This window comes from Litchfieldia salsa, from assembly GCF_900104555.1.
GTDB lineage: Bacteria > Bacillota > Bacilli > Bacillales > Bacillaceae_L > Litchfieldia > Litchfieldia salsa.
The window spans coordinates 13720-39168 of record NZ_FNJU01000021.1 but is presented as its reverse complement, the minus strand read 5'-3'; the positions used below and the strand labels follow the sequence as shown (position 1 = coordinate 39168).

The following is a 25449-nucleotide window of genomic DNA, read 5'->3' as shown; positions in this document are numbered from 1 at the left end:
TAGTATTATATAACAAAATTTGAATTAGGTTCAAACCCATCACAAATTTATCAAGGTCAGAATACTTTCTGCATTGACAGATATTTTCCCTAGGTATAAAATGTTTCCTTAAGGAAATAAATTTGTTCTAATGAATTTTATGTGGACGAGGGAATATATTTATTAGTAAAAGGTTAATTATTACCATATTGAAAGAAAAGAGACTTTTAATTTCTCTAGCATGTTCCTATATTTTTTTGCGCAAAAACTTGCCTTAGGGAAACTTTATAACTTTAAGAAAGGGGGAAATGGTATGAAATCAGCACTTACAGTGAAAGAGCTATTTGTGTCTTACCATGGTAATGAGGCCCTTAAAAACATAAACTTTTCAATTGAACACAGTAATTTAGTTGGGATTATTGGCCCAAATGGAGCAGGGAAATCAACTTTATTAAAATCTTTGTTAAATCTGATCCCTAAAGATAAAGGAGATATTCAGATTTACGGCAAAAGCTTTAATGAACAAAGAAGGTCTGTTGCCTATGTTCCACAAAGAAACAATATTGATTGGGACTTTCCAATAACGGTATTTGATACAGTTTTAATCGGGACATATCCTAACCTAGGGTTGTTCAAAAGTCCGAAGAAAACAGAGAGAGAATGGGCTCAACATTGCCTAGAAAGAGTAGGGATGGAGGAGTTTAGTAAGCGTCAAATTGGTGAACTTTCAGGAGGACAACAACAAAGAGTATTCTTAGCAAGGGCACTTGCTCAAAAATCAGAAATATTTTATTTAGATGAACCCTTTGTTGGAATAGATATAGCGAGCGAAGAGACCATTATTACTATTTTAAAAGATCTTAAGAAAAGTGGGAAAATCATTCTTGTTGTTCACCACGATTTAAGTAAAGTCAGTCATTATTTTGATCAATTAATTCTATTAAATAAGGAGTTAATTGCTTTTGGGCATACAGATGAAGTTTTACAAGCAGAGACTTTATCTAAAGCATATGTTGGGCAATTTTCCTTTTTGAAAAATTGGGGGTGAATGTGTAAATGTCTTTTATTGATGCTGTCATGTATTATGACTTCTTACAAAAGGCTCTTCTTACATCAACCATGGTTGGTATTGTTTGTGGAGTGGTTGGATGCTTTATCATTTTAAGAGGAATGGCCCTCATGGGAGATGCCATTTCCCATGCGGTTCTTCCTGGGGTAGCTATCGCCTATATGTTTGGAATCAACTTCTTTATTGGTGCGGTAGTAACGGGTGTTTTAACTGCCATGGGAATTGGCTTTATCAGTCAAAATAGTCGAATTAAAAATGATATCTCCATCGGGATTATGTTTACAGCAGCTTTTGCCCTAGGGATTATTCTCATTACTGTCATGAAAAGTAGTACGGATCTTTATCACATCTTGTTTGGTAATGTATTAGCAGTTAGACCATCGGATATGTGGACTACACTTGGAATAGGAGTGTTTGTATTAATTTCCATTTTCTTGTTCTATAAAGAGCTTCTTGTTACTTCCTTTGATCCTACTATGGCAGAAGCATATGGACTTCCCATTAAAATTATCCATTATTTTTTAATGACATTACTTACTATGGTAACAGTTGCTTCTTTACAAACGGTCGGAATTGTACTTGTAGTGGCTATGTTAATAACACCTGCAGCGACTGCCTATTTATTAACCGATCGATTAGGGGTAATGATCTATCTTTCAGCTGGTTTAGGAGTGCTAGCGTCGGTTGTTGGGCTATACTTTAGCTTCACTTATAACCTAGCCTCAGGAGCAAGTATTGTCTTGGTTTCAACTGTTTTATTTTTACTAGCTTTTGCTTTCTCTCCAAAACAAGGTATCCTATGGCGTTCTATAAAAGCAAAAAGAAAAAAGCTATCACTTTCATAAAAAAATTAAAGATTTAGGGAGGAATCACGATGAACCATTTTAAAAAAAAATATTTATTATTAGTCTGTTGTCAATTGTCATTCTAGCAGGGTGTACTGAAAGTAAAGAAACGGATGGTCAAGTAGGAAAAGATAAAGATAAGCTACAAGTCGTTACGACGTACTCGATTCTATACGATATAGTAAAAAATATAGGTGGCGATAGAGTTGAGATTCATAGTTTAGCGCCAGTTGGGTCAAACCCCCATGAATATGATCCACTTCCCCTAGATATTCAAAAAACAACAGACGCTGACATTGTTTTTTATAATGGATTAAATCTTGAAGAAGGGAATTCATGGTTTGAAAAGCTGATTGAAACAGCTGGAAAGTCTGGTGAGGGTGGCCCTGTATACCGACTAAGTGAAGGTGTAGTGCCAAAATATTTAACATCAGACGGAAATAAAGGCGAGGAAGATCCCCATGCATGGCTTGATATTCGAAACGGTATTAAGTATGCAGAAAATGCAAGAGATGGACTGATTAAAGTAGATCCTACAAATGCTGAAGTTTATAAAAAGAATGCGAAAGATTATATTGCGAAATTACAAGACCTGCACCAACACGCGTTGGACAGCTTTAATAAAATACCTACAGAAAAGCGTTTTTTAGTTACAAGCGAAGGTGCTTTTAAATATTTTAGCGAAGCCTATGAATTTGAGGCTGGGTACATTTGGGAAATTAATGCGGAGAATCAAGGTACACCACAACAAGTCACACAAATTGTTGATTTAATAAATACAAAGGACGTACAAGTATTGTTTGTTGAAACCAGTATAGATCCTCGTAGTATGGAAATGGTCTCTACAGAGACAGGGGTGGCTATTGGAGGTGAATTATTTACTGATTCTCTTGGTAAACTTGGTGAAGATGGTGACTCCTATATAGAAATGATGGAATGGAATATCAATGTTATTCTTAAAAACTTAGTGAATAATTGATTGAGATAAAAGAAAGTGATAGTTAAAGAACTATCCTCCTTTAAAAATGATTTACCGAAATAACGAATTGATACTTTCAATGATTGTTCTTTATTATAGTTGTTAATGGGTGTGATGGTCCAACAGGATATTCACACCTTCTTCACGAAGGGAAGAATCGCTTAAATGTCAACTGGCAAGGTCTTTATCACTATTAGTAAAATCAAGGTAATCTTAACTTTTGAATAGTATTAAAGCTTTTGAGGAACAACAAAAATGAATTGCAAAATTTACTTGGGTAATCAGGAACTATTATCTAAAACTAAATACGAATGGGTTTTTAAAGCTTTAAAAAAATCCTGACGCAAAGCATTTTTTTTGTGCAATTGATTTAAAGATGGTATTAACATCCGTGGCAGATAAAATGGAATTTGTATATAGTTAAATTACAATCGATGTCGAGATTGTACGACAGGATCTCGTGTAATGGGCGTTCCTTATGAATAGGAACGCTTTTTTTCTTTTCCTTAGAACTAAGGATATTAATGTTAATATTAAGTGGTGGAGTAGTCGATGTTAAAAAATAGGATGAGGTTAGGAAATTTACTCGAATTAGGAGAATTAAAATGACTGAATTAAGTCGTAGTGAAAAAATAAATTTACTTAAAATAAAAAACAAAAGAAAAGCAATTATAAAGGATTTTGAAGAAAGAAACATTAGTCTAACATTGAATTCTTTTTGTGATATTAATTACTCGATTAACCTCTAACCTATTGGAGCAATTATTTATAAGAATAGACAGAGCTATTGATTATAAAAATGAATTTAAATTTGAGCATAGTCCAGAAATAGTAAAAGAACAATTAAGTAAATATATAATACCCTTGTTAAGTCCTACAAAATTGGATAGTGAAGTGTTATTGTTTCACCTTAATTATAGGGAAACAGGTGCTATAAATATCACTCTTAAAGATGCTCTTAAAAATGTTGATTGGCTAGTGGACTTCACTGGTTATCCAATTGGGCGTATGGATTTTGTTTTAATTGAGCCTAATTATAGTTTTGGAATATGTGTTGAAAGATGGGAATATCAAGATACATTCATAAGTTGGGGACTATTTAAATAACGGGTGGCGAATTTTAATAGCTAATTAAAATGGAGTGTTTAGAAATGATAGATGAAAAACAAAAGCAATTATTTCATGCTTTAAAAGGCATTAAAGACGAATACGTGATTACTTCCCTAAGCAAGTTAGAAAATGGGATAGAAACAGTTGATTTAGAAGAACATCAGAATGAGATCATTGAGTCTGTCCTTTATTCAGTAATGGAATTGATTGATGGTTATAATGACGATTTAGGTTTTGCAGTAGACTTAATTGAAAAAGATACGGGACAATCATTAAAGGGCAATATAGAGCTTCATGATAAATTTATGGACTACCTAAATGAAGTGGAGAATAATTAGTTTGTTACTCCACTAACGGGGTGCGAGTGCTCAATAAGAGGGAGTTGCTTCTTGTGCAAGAATAGTTGAATAAGCAAACAATTATTTTAAATATATCCTTGGTTAAGGAGATGTACTACATTGCCTGAATTTCAATCGGAATTTATAAGATCACAGGGACAACCAATCAACTATAAAGGTAAAAAATTACAGAAGATTGATTATTTTGATGTTGGTAAGAAGGGGAAAATACGCATTACTTTTTTTAATACGAATTCAGAATGGGAACAAGGTATTTACCTAAAAACAGATAAAACGTTATCATATGATAATGATAAAGTAAAAGACATTAGATTTTGGGAAGCATATTCACCTGAATTTATAGATGTTGAATTTGAAACTAAGAACGGCTTATTAGAAGTTTGGAATGTATGGGATACGGGTGATGGGGTTGTGCATGCCTGGCATAATGGAGCCGCAATGATTGTTGAAGAAATAGAGCATGGCAAACTTTATCATTGTAATGAGGGACATCCTGATGATAATTTTGATGATTTAGTGTTGAAGATAGAAATCCTAAAGTAATATAATGTGCTATCGATTGCTTTAGGAATTAGGAATTGCACCCACTATTCCATTAACGGGAAAGTATAGTTCAACAAGACCATATTTATATTTTGATAAATCACCATCAAAACAGAGCATGGCCCTTTGCGACCATGCTCTGTAACGAAACAAATTAATATTCTACTGCAGTCTCCACTACCTCAGTCGGTACTGAAAACTCCTTCACATTGTTAACATTGGTATAGTTTACATCAGCACTCGTTACAATGCTTGCTTCTTCACCCTCTGCAGTTACCTCTAAGTCTAATTTAGCCACAGTTGATTTTAATAAGAATTCCTTGTCTATCGTTAACACATAGTCAAAAGAATTAATTCGTACATCCTCAAATTCTACATCCTGCACAGATTCCTTTAAGACTTCTTTTACTAAAGCAAGTTCTTCTTCACTTGCTTCTTCTGTTAACGCCACTTTTAGAATATATCCATCTTCAATTGGTTCGAATGCAAATAAGTCGTCAAATTTCTTTAATCTCTCAAGATCTTCTTTTATAGATTGTCCACCTGCTAAATCAGACATCCCGGGTGTATCGCTTGTTGATGTTTTTAGCCAACCCTCCACATCTGGTACTAGCATATAAGTATGATCCTTATCACTATATAACTCTACGTCGCCATCAACGGTACTCATTTGAACGTAAGTGATGAAGGGTTCTTGTATATATTTAACCACTAATTCAAGAGATTGGGTCATATTCTGTCCGTTAGAATTGATTTCAACTTCAACCGTTCCATCTACCTCAACACTATTGATTTCTGCATTAATCGCGTTACTTACGACTTCCTCTTTCGATAATTTTGTCCCACATCCAGCTAACACTATGAATAGGGCTCCAACTAAAATAAATAAATACTTTTTCATGATGACCTCCAATAATAGTAAAAAATAGAGTGAAGATAAATTACTTGCTATATATCGGCACAAACAAATAGAGTTTTTAGTAAAAAAATCCTAATCGTTTATGACTGACCATTAATGGTAATTTTGAAGTTTTACAATTGACGAAAAAATTTAGAATTTTTATTGCAGAAATATCCCGATATTTGTAGAATAAAGTAGTCTGAAAGTCTTGTTACTTTATAACGATTTTAATCAACGATACTGGCAAACCCGTCGAAAGTCGGGGACGCAAAGCCTCAGATCTAACGCATGACAATGCTAAGATGGCTGGGTTACCGAATTGATATCGAATTTACCACTCTCTTGATATCACTATTCATGCAACGCCATTTTTGTTGTGCTTAGTATGACGTTGATAGAAAGGGAGTTTTTGTTTTGTCTAAAAAGATAGGGGCAAAAGTCATTATTTATTTTCTAACCATTTTATTAATTGGTAGTTCTGTCTTACCAGGATTTGCAAGCAATGCACAAGCAGCGCCACCAGAGTTATTTATGGATCCTTTACTTGAGGAGTGGTTACCACAACCGGGTGAAGCTCCTGATTACTCTCAGAGCTTCTTAGGGGCTATTAATCAAGGTGCAACACAAGGAGAGCCGGAAGTTCCTAGTTTACTAGGGAATCATTCTACTCAGTTACCTGTAGAAAATCCAGGTTATGTATCACCTGTAGAAATTCCGAAAGGAAATCTCGTTCTCCAAAGGGATGATTTTGTTCTTCCTTCTTACGGATTTCCAATCACGATTCAACGCTTATATAAAAGTTCAAACAAAGAAAAGCTGTCACCATTTGGATACGGGTGGAGTTTCCCATATGAACATTCCATTCAAATGTTTGCTGATTTCCATATTGCTGAATTTAAGTCTGATGGAACACAAATCAATTATACGTTCCACAAAGATGATGAAACTCTACTTGTGGATGAATATGATAACGATACAAATATTTATTATCCATTAGATCAAGGTCATTACACGACGGAAGGTAACATTAAATCTGTTCTTGAACGAATTTCTGAAGATGAATATCATGTGACTCATCCTAACGGTCTTACCTATATTTTTAAAGGGTATGAGGCACCTTGGAGAGAGAACTTTGATGCGGTTGCAGGTAAATTAGTAGCCGTTGAAAACCGTAAAGGGGAACGAATGACGTTTACCTACGATGAACAAGGAAGATTAACAAAGGTTACCATTCAGGACGGACGAGCCGTCACTTTCACCTATAATGGAAAACTAATTTCTTCCATGACAGATCCGATTGGTCGTGTCACATCTTATGCATATGAGAACCAGGAGCTGAAAAAGGTAATCTATCCCGATGGATTAACGGAAAGCTTTACATATGACAGCAACCATCGTTTAATCAGCTCTACGCATTCTCAAACCGGTACAAAAACTTACATGTACCTTGGTGACAAGATAACACAAGTTAAACATGAGGGAGATATTGTTTCCACGTATGTTTACGAACAAGCGAAGGTTTTGGAAAAGGATGCGCTAGGACAAACCACTTCATATAGTTATAACGACAAGGATTTGATTACCCTAAAAGTGGATGCAAACGGAAATCAGCATAGCTATCAATACGATAGTCGAGATCGACTGATTCAAGTAAAAAATTCACTTGAAACGATTACGCTTCAATATGATGAATACGACAATGTAACCTTAGAACAATCCTCTTTAGGGGAGAAATCAACCATTGTGTATCATCCTGACTTTCAATTGCCAACGTCCATTACGGACGAGGCAGGACTAACATGGAAACGAACGTATGATTCAAATGGAAGTCTTCAATCTATTGAGTACCCATTAGGGGAAAAAGAAGTATTCACTCTTGATCACAGAGGGTTAGTGTTAGAGGCAAAAGGTATCGATCAAAAAATCACCACCTTTACCTATGATTCTTTTGGTCAACTACAAACAATGAAAAATCAACTAGGTCAACTGACAACCTATACGTATGACAAAGTGGGGCGTTTATTAACTGAGAAGCTCCCGAATGGTTCTACAACAACCTACATCTATGATAAAGGGAACCGCGTCACTAGTATTAAAGATGCGAAAGGTCAAACGATCCAATACATCTATGATGAGAAAGGTCGATTAGTCTCTGCGAAGCTACCTAACAACGCTCTTTATCAATATATGTATAACAACAAAGGACAAGTGGTTTCGAAGAAAGAGCCGAATGGGGCAACGACAAGCTACATTTATAACACCAAAGATCAATTGGTAAAAGTAGAAGGACCTTTAGGCTCTACTGTGTCTTATCGTTACGATGCTTTAGGGAGTATGATGGAACAGTCTGGACCATTAGTTGAAAAACAAATGTTTGAGTATGATGTGTTAAATCGTCCAGTAAAACAAGTCACACAGGAAGGGACTTGGACCTATCAATACAAAGGTAAAGAAGTAGAGAAGGTCTTCTTAAATGGGAAGCTCTACAGCACATATGCTTATGATATTCATGGGTATCCGAGCCAGATAACAAATGCTTTAGGGCATACGTATAACATGACTTATGATTCCATGGGGAAACTTCTGAAGGTTAAAGACCCGAAAGGGGCAGAAACCACGTATCAATACAATGTGTGGGGAAATGTGACATCCTCGAGTGATCCGATAGGAAGAACCACGAAGTTTGTCTATAATGACCTCCAACAAGTGACACAGGTTATTAATCCAGAAGGTCATGTCACAAGTTATTCTTATAACTTACTTGGAGAGGTCAGCAAAATGACAGATTCTCTTGGTAACGTGACAACATTTGAGTATGATAGTCTTGGACAACTAACGAAAGAAGTAGACCCAGAAGGGAACACTACAAGTTATTCTTATAATAATTTGGGGCTAGTATCAACTGTCACTAATGCAAGAAAGGCCAGCTATCAATTCGATTACGACCAAATGGGTCAGTTAATGAAAATAACGAATCCATTGAACCATACGTCTCAATTTAGCTTTGATGAATTAGGAAGAATGACCCGCCTTGTCAATGAAGAGGGACATGAAACGTCTTATCAATATGACCTTGGAAAGCGTGTAGTCAAGGTTACCTTACCAAACCAGGCTAATTATCAATATTTCTTTAATGACAATCATCAACTGCAACGCTTCATCGATCCAAATGGTCATCCAACTGAGTATACGTACGATTCATTTGGCGGAATTACAACCGTTAAGGAAGCGGAAGGAAATGTCACTCGCTATGGTTACGACCAGTTGCAACGTCTAATCGAGGAAATTGATCCGAAAGGGCAAAAGGTTCGCTATCAGTATGATGCAGTCGACCAGTTAACTTCCATCACGGATAAAAACGGTGGAATTTCTATATTTGACTATAACTTAGCAGGGGAACTAATAGCGGAAGTAGATGCATTACAGAACAAAACAGAGTATACCTACTATCCGAGTGGTATGGTGAAAACGGTTAAGAATCCATTAGGAGAAGTAACAAGTTATCAATATGACTCTCTCCAACGTTTGACTAACATTAAGAATCCATTAGGTCATACTTCTTCCATCACGTACGATAGGATTGGTAATGTCCTGGGAATGGTGGACCAAGAAGGATACAAAGTATCCATGTCGTATGATGCCAACAGTAACATGACATCTTACACAGATGAGAGTGGACAAAGCTGGAAGTACACGTATGACTTACAGGACCAGTTAACGGAAATGTTAAATCCTCTTCAACATACAAGAGCCTTAACGTATACCAAAGCTGGTGCAGTACAATCGATTCAAGATGAACGTGGATATACAACGGCGTTTTCGTATGATTCTGTTGGAAACGTAACAAAAGTTACCGACCCAATAGGCTATAGCATTTCCTATCGTTATGATGGTAGTGGGAATCTAACGAAGATGACGGATCAAGAAAATCATGTCACTTCTTATGGATATGACCGATTAAATCGGTTAATCAAGGAAATCAACCCGAAGGGATACACGACTTCTTACATGTATGACGAGTTGGGGAATTTAACTCAAGTCATGGATGCTGAAGGACACATCACCAGTTACGGTTATGATGAAGTGGGGAATATGACTTCTGTAACCGATGCTCTAGGGAACAAAACTACTCATTTATACAATCAACTAGGGCAGTTAACAAAGAGTACAGATGCAAATGGAAATCAGACACAGTGGTCGTATGATGGAGTAGGGCAGCTGGTTAAAGAAATTAATGCACTCGGAGAAGCCAATACGTACCGATATGATCAGGTAGGAAATCTTGCTGGTGAAACCAACCCGAAAGGACAAGATATTTCCTATAGCTACAATAAACGCCAAGAGTTAATAGGCGTTGGTTTAGGAGACGAAAAACTTGCCTATGAATATGATGGTGTAGGGAACATGACGAAGGGTGTGAGTCCAGGTGCAACAGAGGTATTTGCTTATGATGCCTTAAGCCAGGTAACGTCCATCACCAATACAACATTAGGGAAGACCACTCAATTTACGTATGACCAGGTAGGGAACCGAACCCAAATTAAAGACCCAGAAGACCGAATCATCCAGTATACGTATAATGAGCGAAATGAAATGGCTGCCTTAGTAGATCCTGATGGAAACACAACATCTTTTGCGTATCATCCAGACGGTCAATTATCGACGGTAAATCGCTCAAGTGGTGTATCTAGCATCTATCAATTTAACGAAAACAATCAGCTTACCTCGTTAGCTCATAAAGGTAGTGGAGAACAGCTAGATGTCTCCTTCAAGTATTCCTATGACAAAATCGGGAATCGATTAAGTCAAGTGGAAGAGGATGGTGCGAAAACGACGTATGAATATGATGACCTTTCCCGCCTAACGAAAGTCATCTATCCAAAGGAAAAAATTGAAGACATTCGAAATGCGTCCTATACTCCACCAAAAAATAAAGAGAAGAATGGAACATCCAATCAAGATAAAACAGAAGGTTCTAAAGAGGATTCTGATGAAGAAGAGCCTTCGTTCATTAAAAAAATCAAAACCTTCTTTGGTGGAAGAGAAAAACCAGCTTCTACGTCAGTTGAAGATTCAAATGATGAAGAAGTAAATGTTAAATCAGACGCTAGAGATATCAAGGAAGAGGATGGACCTTCATCTGCAAACACAGAAATCACTTCATCCAACAGCAAGAAAGAGACAAATGGAAAAGAGGAAGGAATTCTATCCTCCTTTACCAAGAGTCTTCAAGCAGTTCTGAACCGTGTAGTGACATTCTTTAAAGATATATGGAAGTTCTTAGTGGATTTCTTTGGAGGAACAACAGCTGAGGCCGAAGAAGTGGAACATAATACTCCATCCGGTAAGCCAGATAAGACAGATGGTAGTGATTCTACAACTGATGAACCGCCAGCTAAGGGACCTAATAAAGAAGAAAAGAAAGAGCAACCAGCAGAAAAAGGAAAAGGTAAACCAACTGACACTCCTTCAGGTAACAACGGAAAGGCTAAACCAAAAGAAGAAGTATACCATGGGATCGGAAAAGGTCCACAAAAATGGACAGAGTTTTATGTAAAGGATGAAGCATTCCCAGAAGTACCTGATTATTTCAAAGATCCGGTTCGTCAAGTTGCCTATCAGTATGACAATGTTGGGAACAGAATCAAGCAAGTAGAAGATGGAAAAGAAACGAATTACGTTTATAATGAAGTAAATGAACTTGTTCAAGAAGGTAATGACCAATTCTACTATGATGCAAACGGAAACCTTGTGGAGAAGGAGACCAAAGAAGGTATCGTGAAGTATGAGTATACGACCGATAACCGATTAAAAGGTGTTTATTATCCAGATGGATCACAAGTTGAGTTTACTTATGATGCGTTTAGAAGAAAAGCATCCCGTGAGCAAACGTACTACGATGTTAAACTACCAGGTAATGGAAGAGGAAAAGGTCCTGTTCATGCGATTGATCAAGGAAATGGTCAAAAGAACGGGCTAAAAGATAAGTTTGGAGAAGCAACCTATACCGAGACGACTCAGTATCTATATGACGGCATGAATGTTTTCAAGGAATACGGAGAAAATGGACAGCCGTTAGCTCAGTATTACATGGATTCTAATCAAGTCATAGCACGTAAAATGTTTGGCTATCATGGTAGAAAACAAGAAGGAGATGAGGGAAACCTACGAACTAGAGGCGGGTTATTATATTACCATGAAGATGGTTCTGGTAATATCATGGATGTCACTGACCGAATTGGTGAGCAGATCATGAAGTACCGTTATGATGCGTTTGGTAATTTATTTACCCATATGGCAGCACCTCATAACACGATTGGATTCTCTGGTAAGTCGTATGATGCGAAAGCAAGCTTGATTGACTTCAGTGCAAGATGGTACAGTCCAAATGAAGGACGCTTTATCTCAGAAGACACCTTCTCAGGCTGGAGAGATCAACCGGTCAGCTTGAACCGTTATGCTTACGTTCATAACAACCCGGTCACCTTAATTGACCCAACAGGTCGTTACGCCGAAACCATAGAATGGACAGGACAAGTATTAGAACGTGGTGACAGAGGAGCGTATGTAGCAGATTTACAGCAAATGTTATCGAATGTAGGCTTCTCACCTGGATCGATTGATGGTATCTTTGGTCCAATGACAGAAGGGGCAGTCATTGGGTTCCAAGATTATTCGAACATCACTGTAGACGGTATTGCAGGTCCACAAACGTACCGAGCCCTTGTCCAATATGGTGGACTCGGTGGAAGTAGTTCAGGAGGAAGCACAGGTGGCGGAAGTAGCAGTGGAGGCTCAGGAACGGTCACTCCACCTCCACCAACAAGAGCGGAAATCATAGCAGCAAGAAGTGGGCATTTCAGAGCCATTTCTGGAGGGATTCCATCTTACAGTGTCCGAACCGCACAATCAGTGAAAAATCAATATGTATTTAGTAGCCCGACATTCTCAAACTACGGGTTTGACTTTAAACCAAGTGTTTCTGCGTTAGCAGGATTAGCTAAATTTAAAAAATTCCGCTTGCCATCATCATCTACCTTCAAGCGACAAGTGGGATCAGCAGCTCTTGATTTTATCCCGGTGGTTGGTAACATTAAAAGTGGATTAGAGGCCATTATTGGGAAAGACCTCGTGACAGGTAAGAAGCTTTCTGCGAGTGAGAGAATTATTGCAGGCGTGGGGATATTCACAGGGGGCTTTGGTAAGTCTGCGTTAAAGGGTGCTAGGTATGGGCTTGGCTTTGCAAAAAGACCCTCTAAGGGTACGGTAAAACCTAAAAAAGTGAATGAGGGCATATATGAATTCTTTGACAATAAAACAGGAAAACCTTATATAGGACAATCTAAGAATATTAAAAATAGACTTAAACAACATGAGAAATCTGGGAAATATGACCCTAATAGTTCAGTGAAATTAACTGAAGTAAAGGGTGGAAAAACTTCAAGGGAGATAGCCGAACATAAAAGGATACAAGAAATAACTGGTGGTGTTCCTGCACGATTCTCTGATAAGGTAGCAAACAAAGTTGATCCTATAGGTCAATCAAGGAGGCATTTACTAAAATGACCGATGATAAAAAATATTTTATTGACACTGGAGAAAAAAATTCTGGTGACTGTTTAGTGTTAACTAGCTATTGGGATGAAAGTCTGAAAGATATAATGCTTAAAAAAGAAATTAAAAACCTTAGACTAAGTAGATTTACAGGATGGGCAGATAAAGATGTTTCTTTTTTAAAGACACTGCCTTTCCTAAAAGGAGTAGAAGTCTATGCAGATGATATAAAAGATTTAAGTGCAATGTATGACTTGAAATCATTAGAATATATAGGTTTAGATTGTAACTTGTCTTTCGATTTAGATATGATAAATTTCAAAAAATTAAAAACACTTCAAGTTAAGTGGAATAAACATTTTAAAAATATGTTTAACGTCTCTTCAATTGAGTCTTTGAATATTATTAAATATCCAAATGAAGACTTAGTTGCCCTTAGCAATTATAGCAACTTAAAAAAGTTACAATTAACTTCAACCAAACTAAAGACATTAAAAGGAATAGATAATTTGATTAACTTAAAAGCTGTAGATCTATTTAAGTGTAATCAACTAGAATCATTGGAATCGATTGACCACCTAGAATCATTAGAAGAATTTGAGGCTGAAAATTGTAAAAAATTAAATAACCTTTATCAATTGAGTAATTTGACAAATTTGAAGACCTTATTAATTGAGGATTGTGGAAAAATACAATCGATAAAACCACTAAAATATTGTCTAAACTTGATAAAAGTTTGGTTAGGGGGAGATACAACAATTATAGATGGTAATCTTGAAGTTATTATTAACCTCCCAAAATTAAAAGAATTTTGGTTTGTAAACAAAAAACATTACAATATAAAAGTTAGTGAAGTTCAAGCGATTTTGAAAAAATAATTATTAATAAATATAGGTTAGATAGCTTATTAAAAAACCTTGAAGGACTGAATCCTTCAAGGTTTTTTAAAAATAAAATAGTATAATATTACAACATAAGGGTACGGATGAAATTGATAAGGTATTAACAAAAAATGGAGCATTTAGGGATGCAAAGAGAAGGGCGGGAATACCTAACTCTACTCAGCACAAGAAACCTGTCGATGTTTATGATGGAACAACTGAAAATAGAAGAGTATATGAATTTGAAGTAGATGGTAAGAAAAAATATATTATAGAGCACCGAGAGGATAAATTCGGGAGAGGTCCTCACTTTCATGGTGCTGACGATTTGAAGGGAAGCCCATTGGAAAAAGGAAGATATAATCAGTATCCTGGACATTCCCCGGAAGATTTTGTTGGTTATAAAAAGAAGGGTCGACCATGAGAAAGGTGATTAATTTGAGTGACGAAAGAAAAACAAAAATGGAGCTGTTAAAAAGACAAAGTAGAAGAAAGAATTTGGTAAAAGAAATAAACTTCATGAATCTTACAGAGGAACCTTTTTTAGATATTGAAGATAATGATTTATTTTGTAAGAATGTGTTTTCGCTACTTAACACAAGGGAAAATAAGATTCAATTGCAAGGAGATAGCTATAAAGAACATATTCAAAAATCAATACAATTGTTAAATGATACTATTGATAATATCGAAGTAATACCAAAACAAGGAAGACTATTGTTTTTTAGAGAAAATGAAATAGAAGCAGTGTTGGTTAATGTTAATGAAGTATTTAGTCACTTAAATGAAATTATTGAGTTAACAAAGTTTTCAGTTGGATATGGAGATTTTATTCTAGTTGCAGAAGATTTTAATTTTGGTTTGTGTATTGAACGAACGGAATATTTTTATGAGTTAAGTGTTTGGGGACTATCATAAGGAAAAATTTGAGAACCTTGATTGGCTAAATGCCTTTCAAGGTTTTTTACTTTAATTTATACTAAATCAGCTGATATTTGAGTGAGACAATAAGAAAATGATTTGTTTGAGAATCGAGAGCTCATGATGGTTGTACCATCAAGGAGTATCGTTTTAATACTTTACGGGAAATGAATAGGAAAGAGAAATAGGCGAGATGACATTTTACATGGCAGGAATAGTTATGATATGGAATGGTTGACAAACTAACGAGATTGACAAAGCTCGTGGCGATAAAAGGTAGGTTGCGTAAGAAGGTTACTAGTTTAGCAACATTTGCGTCGACTCTTTAAATTGCTTTCGGCGTTCCACTACAATGCTATATCCGCTCTCGAAAGCTAGCCGCCAGCTTGGAGACTTTTATGTTAACCGAGAAACGTGTCCTCGACATTGCAATCGAATGCGGTTATGAACATGAGCAAACCTACATACGCGCGTTTAAACGCGAGTATGGTCTTACACCTGGCGAATGCAGACATTCCGGCAGAATCATTCAGGTAACACCTCCTTTTAATCTGTTTCCAAAGAACAATGTTTGCGGTAATGTGGTGTACGGACCTGATATGGTAATGATCCCATCTTTTCATTTAATCGGGCAAAGTTATCGAATTGAAATCGCTGATTCTCTTACAAAAGCGCCCGAAGCTGCCAAGCAGTTTTGGTGGAACAATCGTCACAAAGTGCCTGATCCAGTGGAGCCCAACATCTATTACGGTCTAACGAATACACTTGATCCATCGCTAAGTTGGACGTACTATCTACCTTCTATGCGTGTAAAGAATCTGAGTGATATTCCTAACGGCTTTTCAGGCTGCACCGTCCCTGCTTCCTTGTGCGTCGGCTTTCTCTATATTGGTAACCATCATTACGAGGAGATTGACGCACTGCGCGCAGAGGCACTGTATAACGCGATCGATAGGCTAGTAGAGGAGCACAAAGGGAGATATGAGCTTCTGGATAACGAATTTTTTTTCGAAAAGATCGATACAGATGTATATGATGGCCAATATTGTCAAATGGAATGGTTTGCGCTCATCAGAGTGAAATACACTTAAATTGATCAAAAAAGTTCATAGAACGTACCGCTATTTTGATTTGTTCTTATTGTATAAAAAATAGATTTTTTACGAAAAGGAGATAGTATGAATTATAACGAAGTTGTTTCAATTGGCAATACCTATTTACTTCCATTAGCATCGGAGTTGTTCGGGTTAGAAGGCTATGACATCCAGCTGATTCCAGGACATGACGGAGGGCGGAATGTTGTATATACCTGTGAGAAAGAGGGCGCGAATGCCAAAATACTCAGAATTGCTTTCTTACCTGATCGGAGTCGGGAAGATTTACTGGGCGAAGTTGAGTATATCAGGTATCTATTCGAGCATGGCGGAAGTGTCTCGGATGTAGTCAGCTCCCGGAAGGGGAATCTCCTGGAAGAGGTCAATCATAATAATCATATCTTTTTTATGTGCCTGTTTAAAAAAGCGAAGGGAAAAATGCTTGTAGAAAATCATTATCGGTACCGGAAAGGCGTTCCTATTACCGAATATTATTATAACTGCGGTAAAGTTCTGGGGAAACTGCATCATTGTCGAAAGGATATACTCCTGTCCATCGTCGGTATAGTTTTTTTGATAAATACAATGCCGAATATTTCGATAAACTGATACCCAGCTCCTTATCTCTGCTTAAGGAGAAACTGGTAGAGCTCCTTAATACCTTAGAAGGATTGGACAGGAACCGTGAGTCTTATGGTATGATCCATTTTGATTACAACGATGGGAATTATTCGATAGATTTTGATACAGGGCAAATAACCGTATATGATTTTGATAATTCATGTTTCGGTTGGTATATGTATGACTTGGCAGATCTCTGGACACACGGAGTGTGCTGGATAGCAGCTGAACCAGACGCGGATAAACGCAAAAAGTTTATGGATGATTACTTTAAAACAGTCCTCGAAGGATATAGATCCGAGACCACGATCGATTGTACAATGTTGGATAAATTGTCCTTATTTATAAAGGTAACCCTCATGGAAAATATTGTAGATGCATTTGAGGTGATGCACAATAATAGCGAAGAGCCGGAGTGTGACGAGGAGCTGTCGTATCTCATAAAATGCCTGGAAGACGATATTCCGTATAAGGGTTTTTTCCATGAAATTTACTCGTGTGAAGTACCCTTTGAGTACGAGAAACGAAATATTTAGTCTTTTTGTACTGCCGCGGGATCTCTTTACAACTGCTTCATTGCGCTAATCGGTACGATAGTTCAACGAACAGAATGCAATTGGTACATTTATAGCCATATACTTTGCCCTTGGTGACAGCTACGCTGGTATTACCCCTTATAAGCATCCTATAGAAGCAGTTATATGGGTTAACCTTTCAGAAATAAAATAACTACAGTTCTTGTTGTGCTAACGGGTGCGAGAATTGAAAAGAGCAACACATTACAAAGTGTTGCTCTAGCAGTTATTCAATTAGAAATACTTCTGATAAAACTCCTTCCTAAGTCTCCCACTTAGTTGAGCATAAATACGTGTTGTTTCACTCTTCTCATGCCCCATTAGACTTTGAATCACTTCAAGTGGGGCACCGTTGTTTAGTAAATGGGTAGCATAGCTGTGCCTTAGTTGGTGGGGATGAATTTCCTTATTAATACCAGCACGACTGGAAATCCGTTTAATAACATACCTCATTTGTGCAATGCTCATTCGATGAGGATACCGTTCTGTGACAATGATAGCAGTGTCTTTATCTTTACGGCTATCTATATATCGCTTTAACCAAATGTCGCAGCGGATATTAAAATATACTTCTCTTTCCTTATCTCCTTTACCTCTAACAATCGCTGAACGATCAGACCAATTAATACAATTCTTCTCAAGAGAAACAATTTCTCCAATGCGGCACCCAGTTGAAAACATGAATTCGAATAATGCTTTTTCCATAGAGGTCCAACAAGCTTCACGTAAGTGTTCAATCTCTCTTTCAGTTAAGAATTTTGGAATTCGTTTTCCGACTTTCGGCTCTCTAATTTTTGAAGCTGGATTTTTAGGGATATGCCCTTCCTAATGTGACCATCGAAATAGAGACTTCATGAAACGGATTCTATGTGCAAGGCTTGATGGTTTTAATTGTTCACTAGATTCAGATAGATAGCTTTTTAATTGTTCAGTAGTAAGTGTACCTATCTCAATGTCGTTAAAATGGCGAATAAGAAGTGTAGCTTGAAGTCGATAGGCTTTCAGTGTATGAGGTGAAAATCCCTCAATCTTTTTATCAGATTCATACTTTTCCCATGCTCTTGATAATAACAATTCAATTCCTCCTAATGAAAACATACTTTAAAGGAATTATTGCCCTCTTTATAGAATTGAAGACTTAGTAAAGGAATAGTCAGGTTAATAAAAGAAGGTCTTAGATGAAAGAGTATGCAATTTAGGGTAAGAGTTTATTTATTTTCTACTATTTTTACTAGACTTTATCTATGACTACTTGCTACTAAAGGCGTAGAGTTGGTAATTAGAATAGAAGAGGTGAGAAATACACAATGAATAATGAAAATAATGTACTTTGGGGAGCATTTTTCGGATTTGTTCTTGGTTTACTGGTTTCAAAAGTGTACCTATCATGGGCTATTCTATATAGAACAGAAGGCACGGTGTATAGTGGAGAAAATGGTTGGAGAGATGGTATTCTAAGCACTCCATTGTGGGTTAGGGCAACTGATCATCCACTTGGATTCACAATTGGTGTAATTACTATTTTTATATTAATTGGTATCCTATTTATTAGGTACTTATCGAATAACACAAAAGATAAAAATCCGGATATATAAATTTAATTCCATTGGACACTTGGCTTATCACGGAGTTGTTACGACAGCTCCATACTGCTAATTGAAGTAAAGGATCAGTTTAGTAAAAAACGACATGATAACTAATTGTAATTATGAGCAGTAGCATAAAGGAGGAATAACAATTGTCTTGGGAATTAGATAATGTCTATGATAGAAATAAAGAATCTCCTTATACTTTTTATATTCCAAGCAAACAAGTAATTGCCCTATTAGATATTGGTGACATTGTAAAGCTAATATTTTTGGGTGAGTCTGAAAAAGATGGTCTTGCAGGAGAAAGAATGTGGGTAGAAATTACTGAAAGAAATGGCGAAGATTTTAAAGGGTTATTGACTAATGAGCCTTATGATTTAAAGGAGTTAAAAGTTGGACAAGAAGTTTTATTTAAAGTTGAACATATTTGTGATACAGAGTATGAAGACCCTTCTTCATATGAATGGGACTATTATTTTGATACAAAAATTATGGTTAGTAAAGATGTTCTCGATAGAAGGGAATTCAACTTTATGTTACGAGATAATCCTAATAATGAACAAGACTCTGGTTGGACAGTATTAAGTGGTTATGAAGAAGATGACTTTCTAAGTAACTCTGAAAATTTCCAACCCATTTCTATCGGTGTAATATTAAATATTGATGACTCAATTTTATCTATTATTGATGAAAAACCCCTGTGTGCATTTGAAAGAAATAAAGAAGGTTTATTTGAAGAAATTGATGATTATGATTGGGATGCCTATTTGAATGATTAAGATTTTTATTACGCTAACGGGAGCTTTGATTCAAGAAGGATTAAGGCACCTTTTTGTTGAAATCCTTATTAAGCTAAAGGTCAGGATAGTGCAAGAAGGTTATGGTAAAATATAGAGAAAAATGTGGTTGGTGTACATATGAAATATTATAAATTGCTTCTTGATGATAGTAATCAAAACGATATAGTATGCTTTTGTAAAGACAGTAAAGGGTTTGAGCAATTCCATCTCAAAGAAGGAAAGTTAATAAAAAATTGGAATGAGGATTTAACCTTTTACTTCAACCCTGAAGAAGGTAGCGAGCAGACAGATTACTTGGCAAACAATTTAGGTTGGTTTCTTGTTTCGGATAAATTAAAAAGTTTATTAATAGAAATTGATAAAAGTCAAATACAGTATCTCCCAATAAGAGTTGTTAACTCAAAGGACAATTCTATAATAAAAGGTTATTCTGTCGCGAATATCCTTAGCTTATTGGATGTATTGAACCTTGAACATTCTGATTATAGCGTTATTGAAGTTGATGATGAAAAGGTTTATTCGATAAGAAAATATGCTATAAACAAAAGTGCAGTAAGTGATTATCATATATTTAAAGTTAAAGGTTACGAAATACCGATGTTTGTTTCAGAAATATGTAAAGATGCTGTCTTAAAACAAGGGATTACTGGATGCGATTTTTTAGGAGTAAAAACAGTTTGATCTTCTAATATTTGGTAGCGTTAATCTAAGAAGGGATTAACGCTTTATTTGTGGAATTTATTCAACTAGAGGTCAGAATAGTGGCAGATGAATTAAATATTGAGAGGTGATTATATGGATAGCAGATTAAAGAAACAAATAGAAATTTTAGATAATTCTGTTTTGAACGAAGATTTTATTGATATTGCTTATGATGTTATTGAAGATATAGAAACACATGAAAATGCTTTTGATGCTGTTGAACATGTTTTAAACCTTATAGAACAAAACCCAGATATAGACTTTGGTTCTCCAGGACCGTTAGTACATTTCGTTGAACAGTTCTATGGAAATGGTTATGAAGATAAGCTAGTTCAATCAATAGAAAGGTTCCCTACTTCTCATACTGTTTGGATGCTAAATCGAATAATAAATGATAGTGAGGGAGAGAAAAAAGAGAAAAAGAAATTCTACTTAAATGTATTGCAAAATGTCCTCCATTCTCATAATTGTAGTGATGAACTGAGATCAATTACCAATGAATTTTTATCCTTACACAACTAACAGGGCGTTTCTGCAATAGAAACGCTTTTTTACTAACGGTCAGGATTATTGAAGAAGAAAAGTTCTTAGTTAAAGGAGTTGAGGTAGGAGAATGAACAAAGAAAAAGACATTCAAAAGCAATTTTATAAAATTTACAAAGGACTAATTAACGTTGCAGAATTTGAGGAATGGCTCTATAACACACCAGAAATTGAAGATGTTTATGGCGATGTTTTTTACTTCAACTTACTTGATTTGAATTATAGAAATAGGCATATAAAAAATTATTTAGAGAAAGTTATTGAAACAAAAATCCCATTTGGTGAATTTGAACAAATGCGGATTGTTTCACTATTGGAAAAAATAATTTATGAAGTAGATGATTTAGTAGAAGTTTTAGAGCAGATTTATGATGATTATTGTAGAGGATATTCATTTCTACGATATTTAGGACTTAATTATGTTACTGAATTGAAGACCTCCCTAAATTAAAACAAAAAGATAAATGGGATAGCGACGAGTTCGATAGGAAGAGAGAAATATTAAAAAATATTAAACCTAAGATGGTTACTGAAGCAAGAAGGTTATTATCATTCTTTCAGAATGGGCTGTTAAGTATAAATGTTGAAAATGAGTTTAATGATTATCGTGCAGAAGAAGAAATGATAGAACAAAACGATATTGAAAAGATGTTTAATGACTAATTTCTGTTATGCTAATGGGAGCAAAAGTCAAACAAGGAGTTGTTATAGTGCAACAATTTGACGTAGTAAAAATTACAAAAGATTACCCCGTTGAAGGTATTACTAAAGGGCAAATTGGTACGATTTTAGAAGTTTACGATGATAACCATTTTGAAATAGAAATTTGTGATGATAATGGGAGAACGTTGTTTTTGGGTGCATTATCAAAAGATTTCCTTGAAGTGGTTGTGTAACTAACGGGTGCGATGATCCAAGAAGGATTTTCACACCTTCTTCTTGAAGTAAAGGGAAGGATAATGAAATAAAGGGTTTACTATTTTAGATAGAGTTGTTAAAAGGAATTGAGGTGTGCTTTGAAAAAATATACATGCCAATGTTGTGGGTACAAAACGTTAGACAGTGATGGGAATTATGATATATGTCCAATATGTTTTTGGGAAGACGACCCCTTTCAAGAAATGAATGAATATGATTTAGGAGCCAATAAAATTCCATTAGTAGAAGGACAAAAGAATTATATTCGGTATGGTGCTTGTGAAATGGAAGCGAATCGATTAGTTAGAAAACCAAATAAGGACGATAAAAGAGACCCTGATTGGAAGCCATTTAACGATGATATGTATGAGTTAAAGTTGGCTTGTCGTAAGTTTATCGAAGGTATATATAGTATTGCAGAGTTAGTACATAATTTTTCATGGATAACCTTACCAGAAGATATAGCAGGACTTGTAAAACAAACAGAAAATGATTTAGAAATGATAAGATTTTGCACTTCTGATTATAAACAGCGAGAAGAAGCATTGGATGTGGTCAATGCTTTATGTCAAAAGTTGAATATAACCATAGAAGAAAACGACAATTGCTTATAAAGCTAACGGATCAGGATTGTTAAGGAGGGGAGAGTGTGTTTAAAGATATACTAAAATTCTCTATTTATTGGATTTTATTTTTGTTTTTTTGGCAGTTTACATTTAGTTTATTTCTAAATATAGAGATAAATTGGGGGATTTTCGTTGCTATGAGTATAGGTGGCGTAATTGGAAAATGGTTTAAAATCAATATTAAAAATTAATTATACTTATCTAACTAAATTTGTTTCCTTCTTCAACTATAGGGGGCGATTGCTGAACAAGCCGCAGTCGCTGTTTTACTATTGGTCAGGTTAGCACAAGAAGGAAATGTAAGTGGAATATATTTTAATATGTTTTGAATTTAGATTTACTTAGGCGGGGATTTAATATGAAAAAGAAACCTTATGGGAAGTATTGGAAAGATATAAAAGGGTACAGGGTAATAGAAGGAAACGATGTATATAAACACTATTTTGGTGGTCAAGATTGTGAATTGCCTGTTTGTCCATTATGCGGGGAGAAAATGCATCAAATATTTTGTTATGATTTAAAAGATGAAAGACTTTCCGAAATAAAGGCTGAAGGACTAAACGTTCTACCGTTAGTTTCTTGCTTGAACTGTTCGATGGTGTGGGAACCTCAATATTTTCAGTTAAGTAATGGAGGGAAATCCATTCAAGTAATAAGTCAAGAAAATATTGAAGAAGATTGGGTTCAAGATGAGGAAGATAGACTCCCTGTACCACTTCCAAGGACAAATGTAAAACTTATTGAAATGAAGGTCGAAGATATCCCATCTAGTGAAGCCAATTATGATACGGCTTTTGATTTATTTGGTTCGGAATATTTATGTAGATTTTTGGGTGCCCCTTTGTATGATGAAGTCCCTGAAGACTTAGCCTGTCCGATTTGTAACCAAGAGATGAAGTACATTGCAACAATAACTCAAGACCTTGGTGAACGGAAACTTATTTCTGTTGTCGATTTTCAATTAGGTGAAATGAATATTTTCTATTATTTTTGCAAAGATTGTTTAGTTATAAAAACTCAAATACAAGGAACATAATAAAAAATCTTGCAAAACTATCGAGATTTTACAGGAAAGACTGTCTAAAGAGCCCTTTTCCTGTTCGAAGTAAGATTGTGAACAAATGTACTTAAACAAACGGATTGCGAGTGTTCAACAAGAACATTCGCTTTTTCATTAACAGAGAAGGTTAATTGAATACTGATGAATAGATAAACATAAGTTGTACTAATACCATCTTTTTGGAGGACTATCTTCTTGATGAAAAATATTATCTCTTCTTTAAATTTAGCCTTCATAGTCATTTGTTCAACTTTGTTTTTTATTACAAATGGTAATGTTCAACCGACTTCTGAAATTTCGTTAGAAGAAACTAATAAACAGATTATAACTCACGTTGAAAATGAACTGGAGTTAATCAAGCTGCCTTTTGCCCCTGACTCTAACTATACTAATAAACCAATAAAGTCAGAAGAAAATACAATATCAGATGGTGTATATGTGAATGGGCTTAAAGCTCATTCAGGTAAAAGGGTTTTTACTATCTATTCTAAGGATGATTCAATGAAAACAGAGATTGAAAAAGTTGAAATGAGGGGGAATTTACAGATTTATATTACTGATGAAAACACCACAGGAGAGAAGAATTTAGTTTATAATATTCAGATAGATAAAATGACACCAACTAAATTCGAAGTATTTAGAAACGGAAAATTGGTGAAAATTGAAGAAATAGGATATGGTATTGAATAATTTTATATGAACTTATAAAGGCAAAATGAAAGTTCACCTTATTCAACTATAGGGGGCGAGAATTAAAAAGAGCAACACATTAGTAAGTGTTGCTCCAACAATGATTGGATGTATTTCTGATAAAACTCTTTTCGAAGCCTCCCACTTAATTGAGCATAAATACGTGTTGTTTCACTCTTCTCATGCCCCATTAAACTTTGAATTACTTCAAGTGGGGCACCGTTGTTTAGTAAATGGGTAGCATAGCTGTGCCTAAGTTGGTGGGGATGAATTTCCTTATTAATACCTGCACGACTGGAAATCCGTTTAATGACATTCCTCATTTGTGCAATGCTCATTCGATGAGGATACCGTTCTGTGACAAAGATAGCAGGGTCTTTATCTGTACGGCTATCTATGTATCTCCTCAGCCAAATGTCGCAGCGAATATTAAAATATACCTCTCTTTCTTTATCTCCTTTGCCTCTAACTATAGCTGAACGATCAGACCAATTAATACAATTTTTCTCAAGTGAAACAATTTCTCCAATTCGGCACCCAGTTGAGAACATAAATTCGAATAAGGCTTTTTCCATAGATGTTAAGCATGCTTCACGTAAATGCTCAATTTCTCTTTCAGTTAAGAATTTAGGGATTCGTTTTCCGACTTTGGGTTCTCTGATTTTTGAAGCTGGATTTTTAGGGATATGCCCTTCCTCATGTGACCAACGAAACAGAGACTTCATAAAACGGATTCTATGTGCAAGGCTTGATGCTTTTAGCTGTTCACTAGATTCAGATAGGTAGCATTTTAATTGTTCTGTTGTAAGGGTAGCAATCTCTATGTCGTTAAAATAGCGAATAAGTAGTGTTGCTTGAAGGCGGTACGCTTTTAATGTATGAGGAGAAAATCCCTCGATCCTATTATCAGACTCATATTTTTCCCATGCTTTAGACAATAACAATTTAATTCCTCCTCAATATAAAACTTATTTTCAAAGGAAATATTGACCATTTTATCGAAATGAAGACTTATTGAATCAACGGTCAGGATACTCAAATAAGTAAAAATATCATTAGCCACTCTATATATAAGTCCTATTTTTTGGAA

The 25449-nt window shown here is 35.6% G+C and carries 24 protein-coding genes, 2 pseudogenes and 1 riboswitch; of the genes and pseudogenes, 23 read left to right on the top strand and 3 right to left on the bottom strand.

What is annotated here, in order from left to right; genetic code table 11:
• The first annotated feature begins 292 nt into the window (after window positions 1–292).
• The 6 genes from BLQ56_RS22205 to BLQ56_RS22180 all read left to right on the top strand — a co-directional run bounded on the left by BLQ56_RS22205 (window position 293) and on the right by BLQ56_RS22180 (window position 4884).
• Complete coding sequence (locus BLQ56_RS22205) at window positions 293–1027, top strand: metal ABC transporter ATP-binding protein (protein ID WP_090859679.1); 735 nt, start codon at window positions 293–295, stop codon at window positions 1025–1027.
• 8 nt (window positions 1028–1035) lie between these two features.
• Window positions 1036–1893, top strand: a complete 858-nt coding sequence (locus BLQ56_RS22200) for a metal ABC transporter permease (protein WP_090859677.1) — start codon at window positions 1036–1038, stop codon at window positions 1891–1893.
• Window positions 1894–1957: 64 nt separating this feature from the next.
• Window positions 1958–2872, top strand: a complete 915-nt coding sequence (locus BLQ56_RS22195) for a metal ABC transporter substrate-binding protein (RefSeq protein WP_420798185.1) — start codon at window positions 1958–1960, stop codon at window positions 2870–2872.
• A gap of 720 nt (window positions 2873–3592) precedes the next feature.
• Entirely contained in the window at window positions 3593–3979 is a 387-nt protein-coding gene (locus BLQ56_RS22190; RefSeq protein WP_175490426.1) for a YxiF family protein, read from the top strand.
• A gap of 44 nt (window positions 3980–4023) precedes the next feature.
• Window positions 4024–4320, top strand: a complete 297-nt coding sequence (locus BLQ56_RS22185; RefSeq protein WP_090859669.1) for a hypothetical protein — start codon at window positions 4024–4026, stop codon at window positions 4318–4320.
• Between the two features lie 120 nt (window positions 4321–4440).
• Window positions 4441–4884, top strand: coding sequence for a hypothetical protein (locus tag BLQ56_RS22180; protein WP_090859667.1), 444 nt, complete (start codon window positions 4441–4443; stop codon window positions 4882–4884).
• A gap of 154 nt (window positions 4885–5038) precedes the next feature.
• Here BLQ56_RS22180 and BLQ56_RS22175 read toward each other — a convergent pair whose 3' ends face one another.
• Window positions 5039–5785, bottom strand: a complete 747-nt coding sequence (locus BLQ56_RS22175; protein WP_090859665.1) for a DUF6612 family protein — start codon at window positions 5783–5785, stop codon at window positions 5039–5041.
• 232 nt (window positions 5786–6017) lie between these two features.
• Window positions 6018–6104, top strand: a riboswitch (cyclic di-GMP riboswitch).
• Window positions 6105–6199: 95 nt separating this feature from the next.
• On the opposite strand from BLQ56_RS22175, the gene BLQ56_RS22170 reads away from it, so the two are divergent.
• The 6 genes from BLQ56_RS22170 (at window position 6200) to BLQ56_RS23975 (ending at window position 17392) form a co-directional block, all read left to right on the top strand.
• Window positions 6200–13351, top strand: coding sequence for an RHS repeat-associated core domain-containing protein (locus BLQ56_RS22170; protein WP_090859663.1), 7152 nt, complete (start codon window positions 6200–6202; stop codon window positions 13349–13351).
• Complete coding sequence (locus tag BLQ56_RS22165; RefSeq protein ID WP_090859661.1) at window positions 13348–14217, top strand: leucine-rich repeat domain-containing protein; 870 nt, start codon at window positions 13348–13350, stop codon at window positions 14215–14217. The genes BLQ56_RS22170 and BLQ56_RS22165 overlap by 4 nt, the downstream gene beginning before the upstream one ends.
• Before the next feature lie 82 nt (window positions 14218–14299).
• Window positions 14300–14644 (top strand): HNH/endonuclease VII fold putative polymorphic toxin, encoded by a 345-nt coding sequence (locus tag BLQ56_RS24175; protein ID WP_090859660.1) that lies wholly within the window; start codon window positions 14300–14302, stop codon window positions 14642–14644.
• Window positions 14641–15138 (top strand): YxiF family protein, encoded by a 498-nt coding sequence (locus BLQ56_RS22155; RefSeq protein ID WP_175490425.1) that lies wholly within the window; start codon window positions 14641–14643, stop codon window positions 15136–15138. Before BLQ56_RS24175 ends, BLQ56_RS22155 begins: the two co-directional genes overlap by 4 nt.
• A 332-nt stretch (window positions 15139–15470) precedes the next feature.
• Window positions 15471–16232 (top strand): helix-turn-helix domain-containing protein, encoded by a 762-nt coding sequence (locus BLQ56_RS22150; RefSeq protein ID WP_090859659.1) that lies wholly within the window; start codon window positions 15471–15473, stop codon window positions 16230–16232.
• Window positions 16233–16765: 533 nt separating this feature from the next.
• The gene (locus tag BLQ56_RS23975) at window positions 16766–17392 is read left to right on the top strand and encodes a phosphotransferase (protein ID WP_238457346.1); all 627 of its coding nucleotides are present in this window, start codon (window positions 16766–16768) and stop codon (window positions 17390–17392) included.
• Between the two features lie 273 nt (window positions 17393–17665).
• Here BLQ56_RS23975 and BLQ56_RS22140 read toward each other — a convergent pair.
• Window positions 17666–18505: pseudogene (locus tag BLQ56_RS22140) on the bottom strand (tyrosine-type recombinase/integrase).
• 233 nt (window positions 18506–18738) lie between these two features.
• Between BLQ56_RS22140 and BLQ56_RS22135 the strand changes: the two are divergent.
• The 11 genes and pseudogenes from BLQ56_RS22135 (at window position 18739) to BLQ56_RS22095 (ending at window position 24359) form a co-directional block, all read left to right on the top strand.
• Window positions 18739–19026, top strand: a complete 288-nt coding sequence (locus tag BLQ56_RS22135; protein WP_090859657.1) for a hypothetical protein — start codon at window positions 18739–18741, stop codon at window positions 19024–19026.
• A gap of 143 nt (window positions 19027–19169) precedes the next feature.
• Window positions 19170–19799 (top strand): immunity protein Imm33 domain-containing protein, encoded by a 630-nt coding sequence (locus BLQ56_RS22130; RefSeq protein ID WP_090859655.1) that lies wholly within the window; start codon window positions 19170–19172, stop codon window positions 19797–19799.
• A 138-nt stretch (window positions 19800–19937) separates the two neighbouring features.
• The gene (locus BLQ56_RS22125) at window positions 19938–20501 is read left to right on the top strand and encodes an imm11 family protein (protein WP_090859653.1); all 564 of its coding nucleotides are present in this window, start codon (window positions 19938–19940) and stop codon (window positions 20499–20501) included.
• 114 nt (window positions 20502–20615) lie between these two features.
• Window positions 20616–21044, top strand: a complete 429-nt coding sequence (locus tag BLQ56_RS22120) for a hypothetical protein (RefSeq protein WP_090859651.1) — start codon at window positions 20616–20618, stop codon at window positions 21042–21044.
• 91 nt (window positions 21045–21135) lie between these two features.
• The gene (locus BLQ56_RS22115) at window positions 21136–21516 is read left to right on the top strand and encodes a hypothetical protein (RefSeq protein WP_090859649.1); all 381 of its coding nucleotides are present in this window, start codon (window positions 21136–21138) and stop codon (window positions 21514–21516) included.
• A 71-nt stretch (window positions 21517–21587) separates the two neighbouring features.
• Complete coding sequence (locus tag BLQ56_RS23710) at window positions 21588–21728, top strand: hypothetical protein (RefSeq protein WP_175490424.1); 141 nt, start codon at window positions 21588–21590, stop codon at window positions 21726–21728.
• A gap of 47 nt (window positions 21729–21775) precedes the next feature.
• Complete coding sequence (locus BLQ56_RS22110) at window positions 21776–21961, top strand: DUF4926 domain-containing protein (protein WP_204381098.1); 186 nt, start codon at window positions 21776–21778, stop codon at window positions 21959–21961.
• 120 nt (window positions 21962–22081) lie between these two features.
• Window positions 22082–22330: pseudogene (locus tag BLQ56_RS23970) on the top strand (CPCC family cysteine-rich protein); the annotation flags it as partial.
• Between the two features lie 302 nt (window positions 22331–22632).
• On the top strand, window positions 22633–22800 hold the full coding sequence (locus BLQ56_RS23705; RefSeq protein WP_175490423.1) for a hypothetical protein: 168 nt from the start codon (window positions 22633–22635) through the stop codon (window positions 22798–22800).
• Between the two features lie 167 nt (window positions 22801–22967).
• On the top strand, window positions 22968–23645 hold the full coding sequence (locus BLQ56_RS22100; protein WP_090859643.1) for a hypothetical protein: 678 nt from the start codon (window positions 22968–22970) through the stop codon (window positions 23643–23645).
• A 219-nt stretch (window positions 23646–23864) separates the two neighbouring features.
• The gene (locus BLQ56_RS22095; protein WP_090859641.1) at window positions 23865–24359 is read left to right on the top strand and encodes a hypothetical protein; all 495 of its coding nucleotides are present in this window, start codon (window positions 23865–23867) and stop codon (window positions 24357–24359) included.
• A 62-nt stretch (window positions 24360–24421) separates the two neighbouring features.
• Here the strand turns inward: BLQ56_RS22095 and BLQ56_RS22090 are convergent, their stop codons facing one another.
• Window positions 24422–25303 (bottom strand): tyrosine-type recombinase/integrase, encoded by an 882-nt coding sequence (locus BLQ56_RS22090; protein ID WP_090859639.1) that lies wholly within the window; start codon window positions 25301–25303, stop codon window positions 24422–24424.
• Window positions 25304–25449: the final 146 nt, after the last annotated feature.

Bases quoted from the DNA above. Each gene is read 5' to 3' on its own strand.
- BLQ56_RS22155 (WP_175490425.1), top strand. From the start codon at position 14,641: ATGAGAAAGGTGATTAATTTGAGTGACGAAAGAAAAACAAAAATGGAG.
- BLQ56_RS22135 (WP_090859657.1), top strand. From the start codon at position 18,739: ATGAATAATGAAAATAATGTACTTTGGGGAGCATTTTTCGGATTTGTT.
- BLQ56_RS22115 (WP_090859649.1), top strand. From the start codon at position 21,136: ATGAACAAAGAAAAAGACATTCAAAAGCAATTTTATAAAATTTACAAA.
- BLQ56_RS22175 (WP_090859665.1), bottom strand. From the start codon at position 5,785: ATGAAAAAGTATTTATTTATTTTAGTTGGAGCCCTATTCATAGTGTTA.
- BLQ56_RS22165 (WP_090859661.1), top strand. From the start codon at position 13,348: ATGACCGATGATAAAAAATATTTTATTGACACTGGAGAAAAAAATTCT.
- BLQ56_RS22200 (WP_090859677.1), top strand. From the start codon at position 1,036: ATGTCTTTTATTGATGCTGTCATGTATTATGACTTCTTACAAAAGGCT.
- BLQ56_RS22205 (WP_090859679.1), top strand. From the start codon at position 293: ATGAAATCAGCACTTACAGTGAAAGAGCTATTTGTGTCTTACCATGGT.
- BLQ56_RS22125 (WP_090859653.1), top strand. From the start codon at position 19,938: ATGAAATATTATAAATTGCTTCTTGATGATAGTAATCAAAACGATATA.
- BLQ56_RS22100 (WP_090859643.1), top strand. From the start codon at position 22,968: ATGAAAAAGAAACCTTATGGGAAGTATTGGAAAGATATAAAAGGGTAC.
- BLQ56_RS23710 (WP_175490424.1), top strand. From the start codon at position 21,588: ATGGTTACTGAAGCAAGAAGGTTATTATCATTCTTTCAGAATGGGCTG.
- BLQ56_RS22120 (WP_090859651.1), top strand. From the start codon at position 20,616: ATGGATAGCAGATTAAAGAAACAAATAGAAATTTTAGATAATTCTGTT.
- BLQ56_RS22185 (WP_090859669.1), top strand. From the start codon at position 4,024: ATGATAGATGAAAAACAAAAGCAATTATTTCATGCTTTAAAAGGCATT.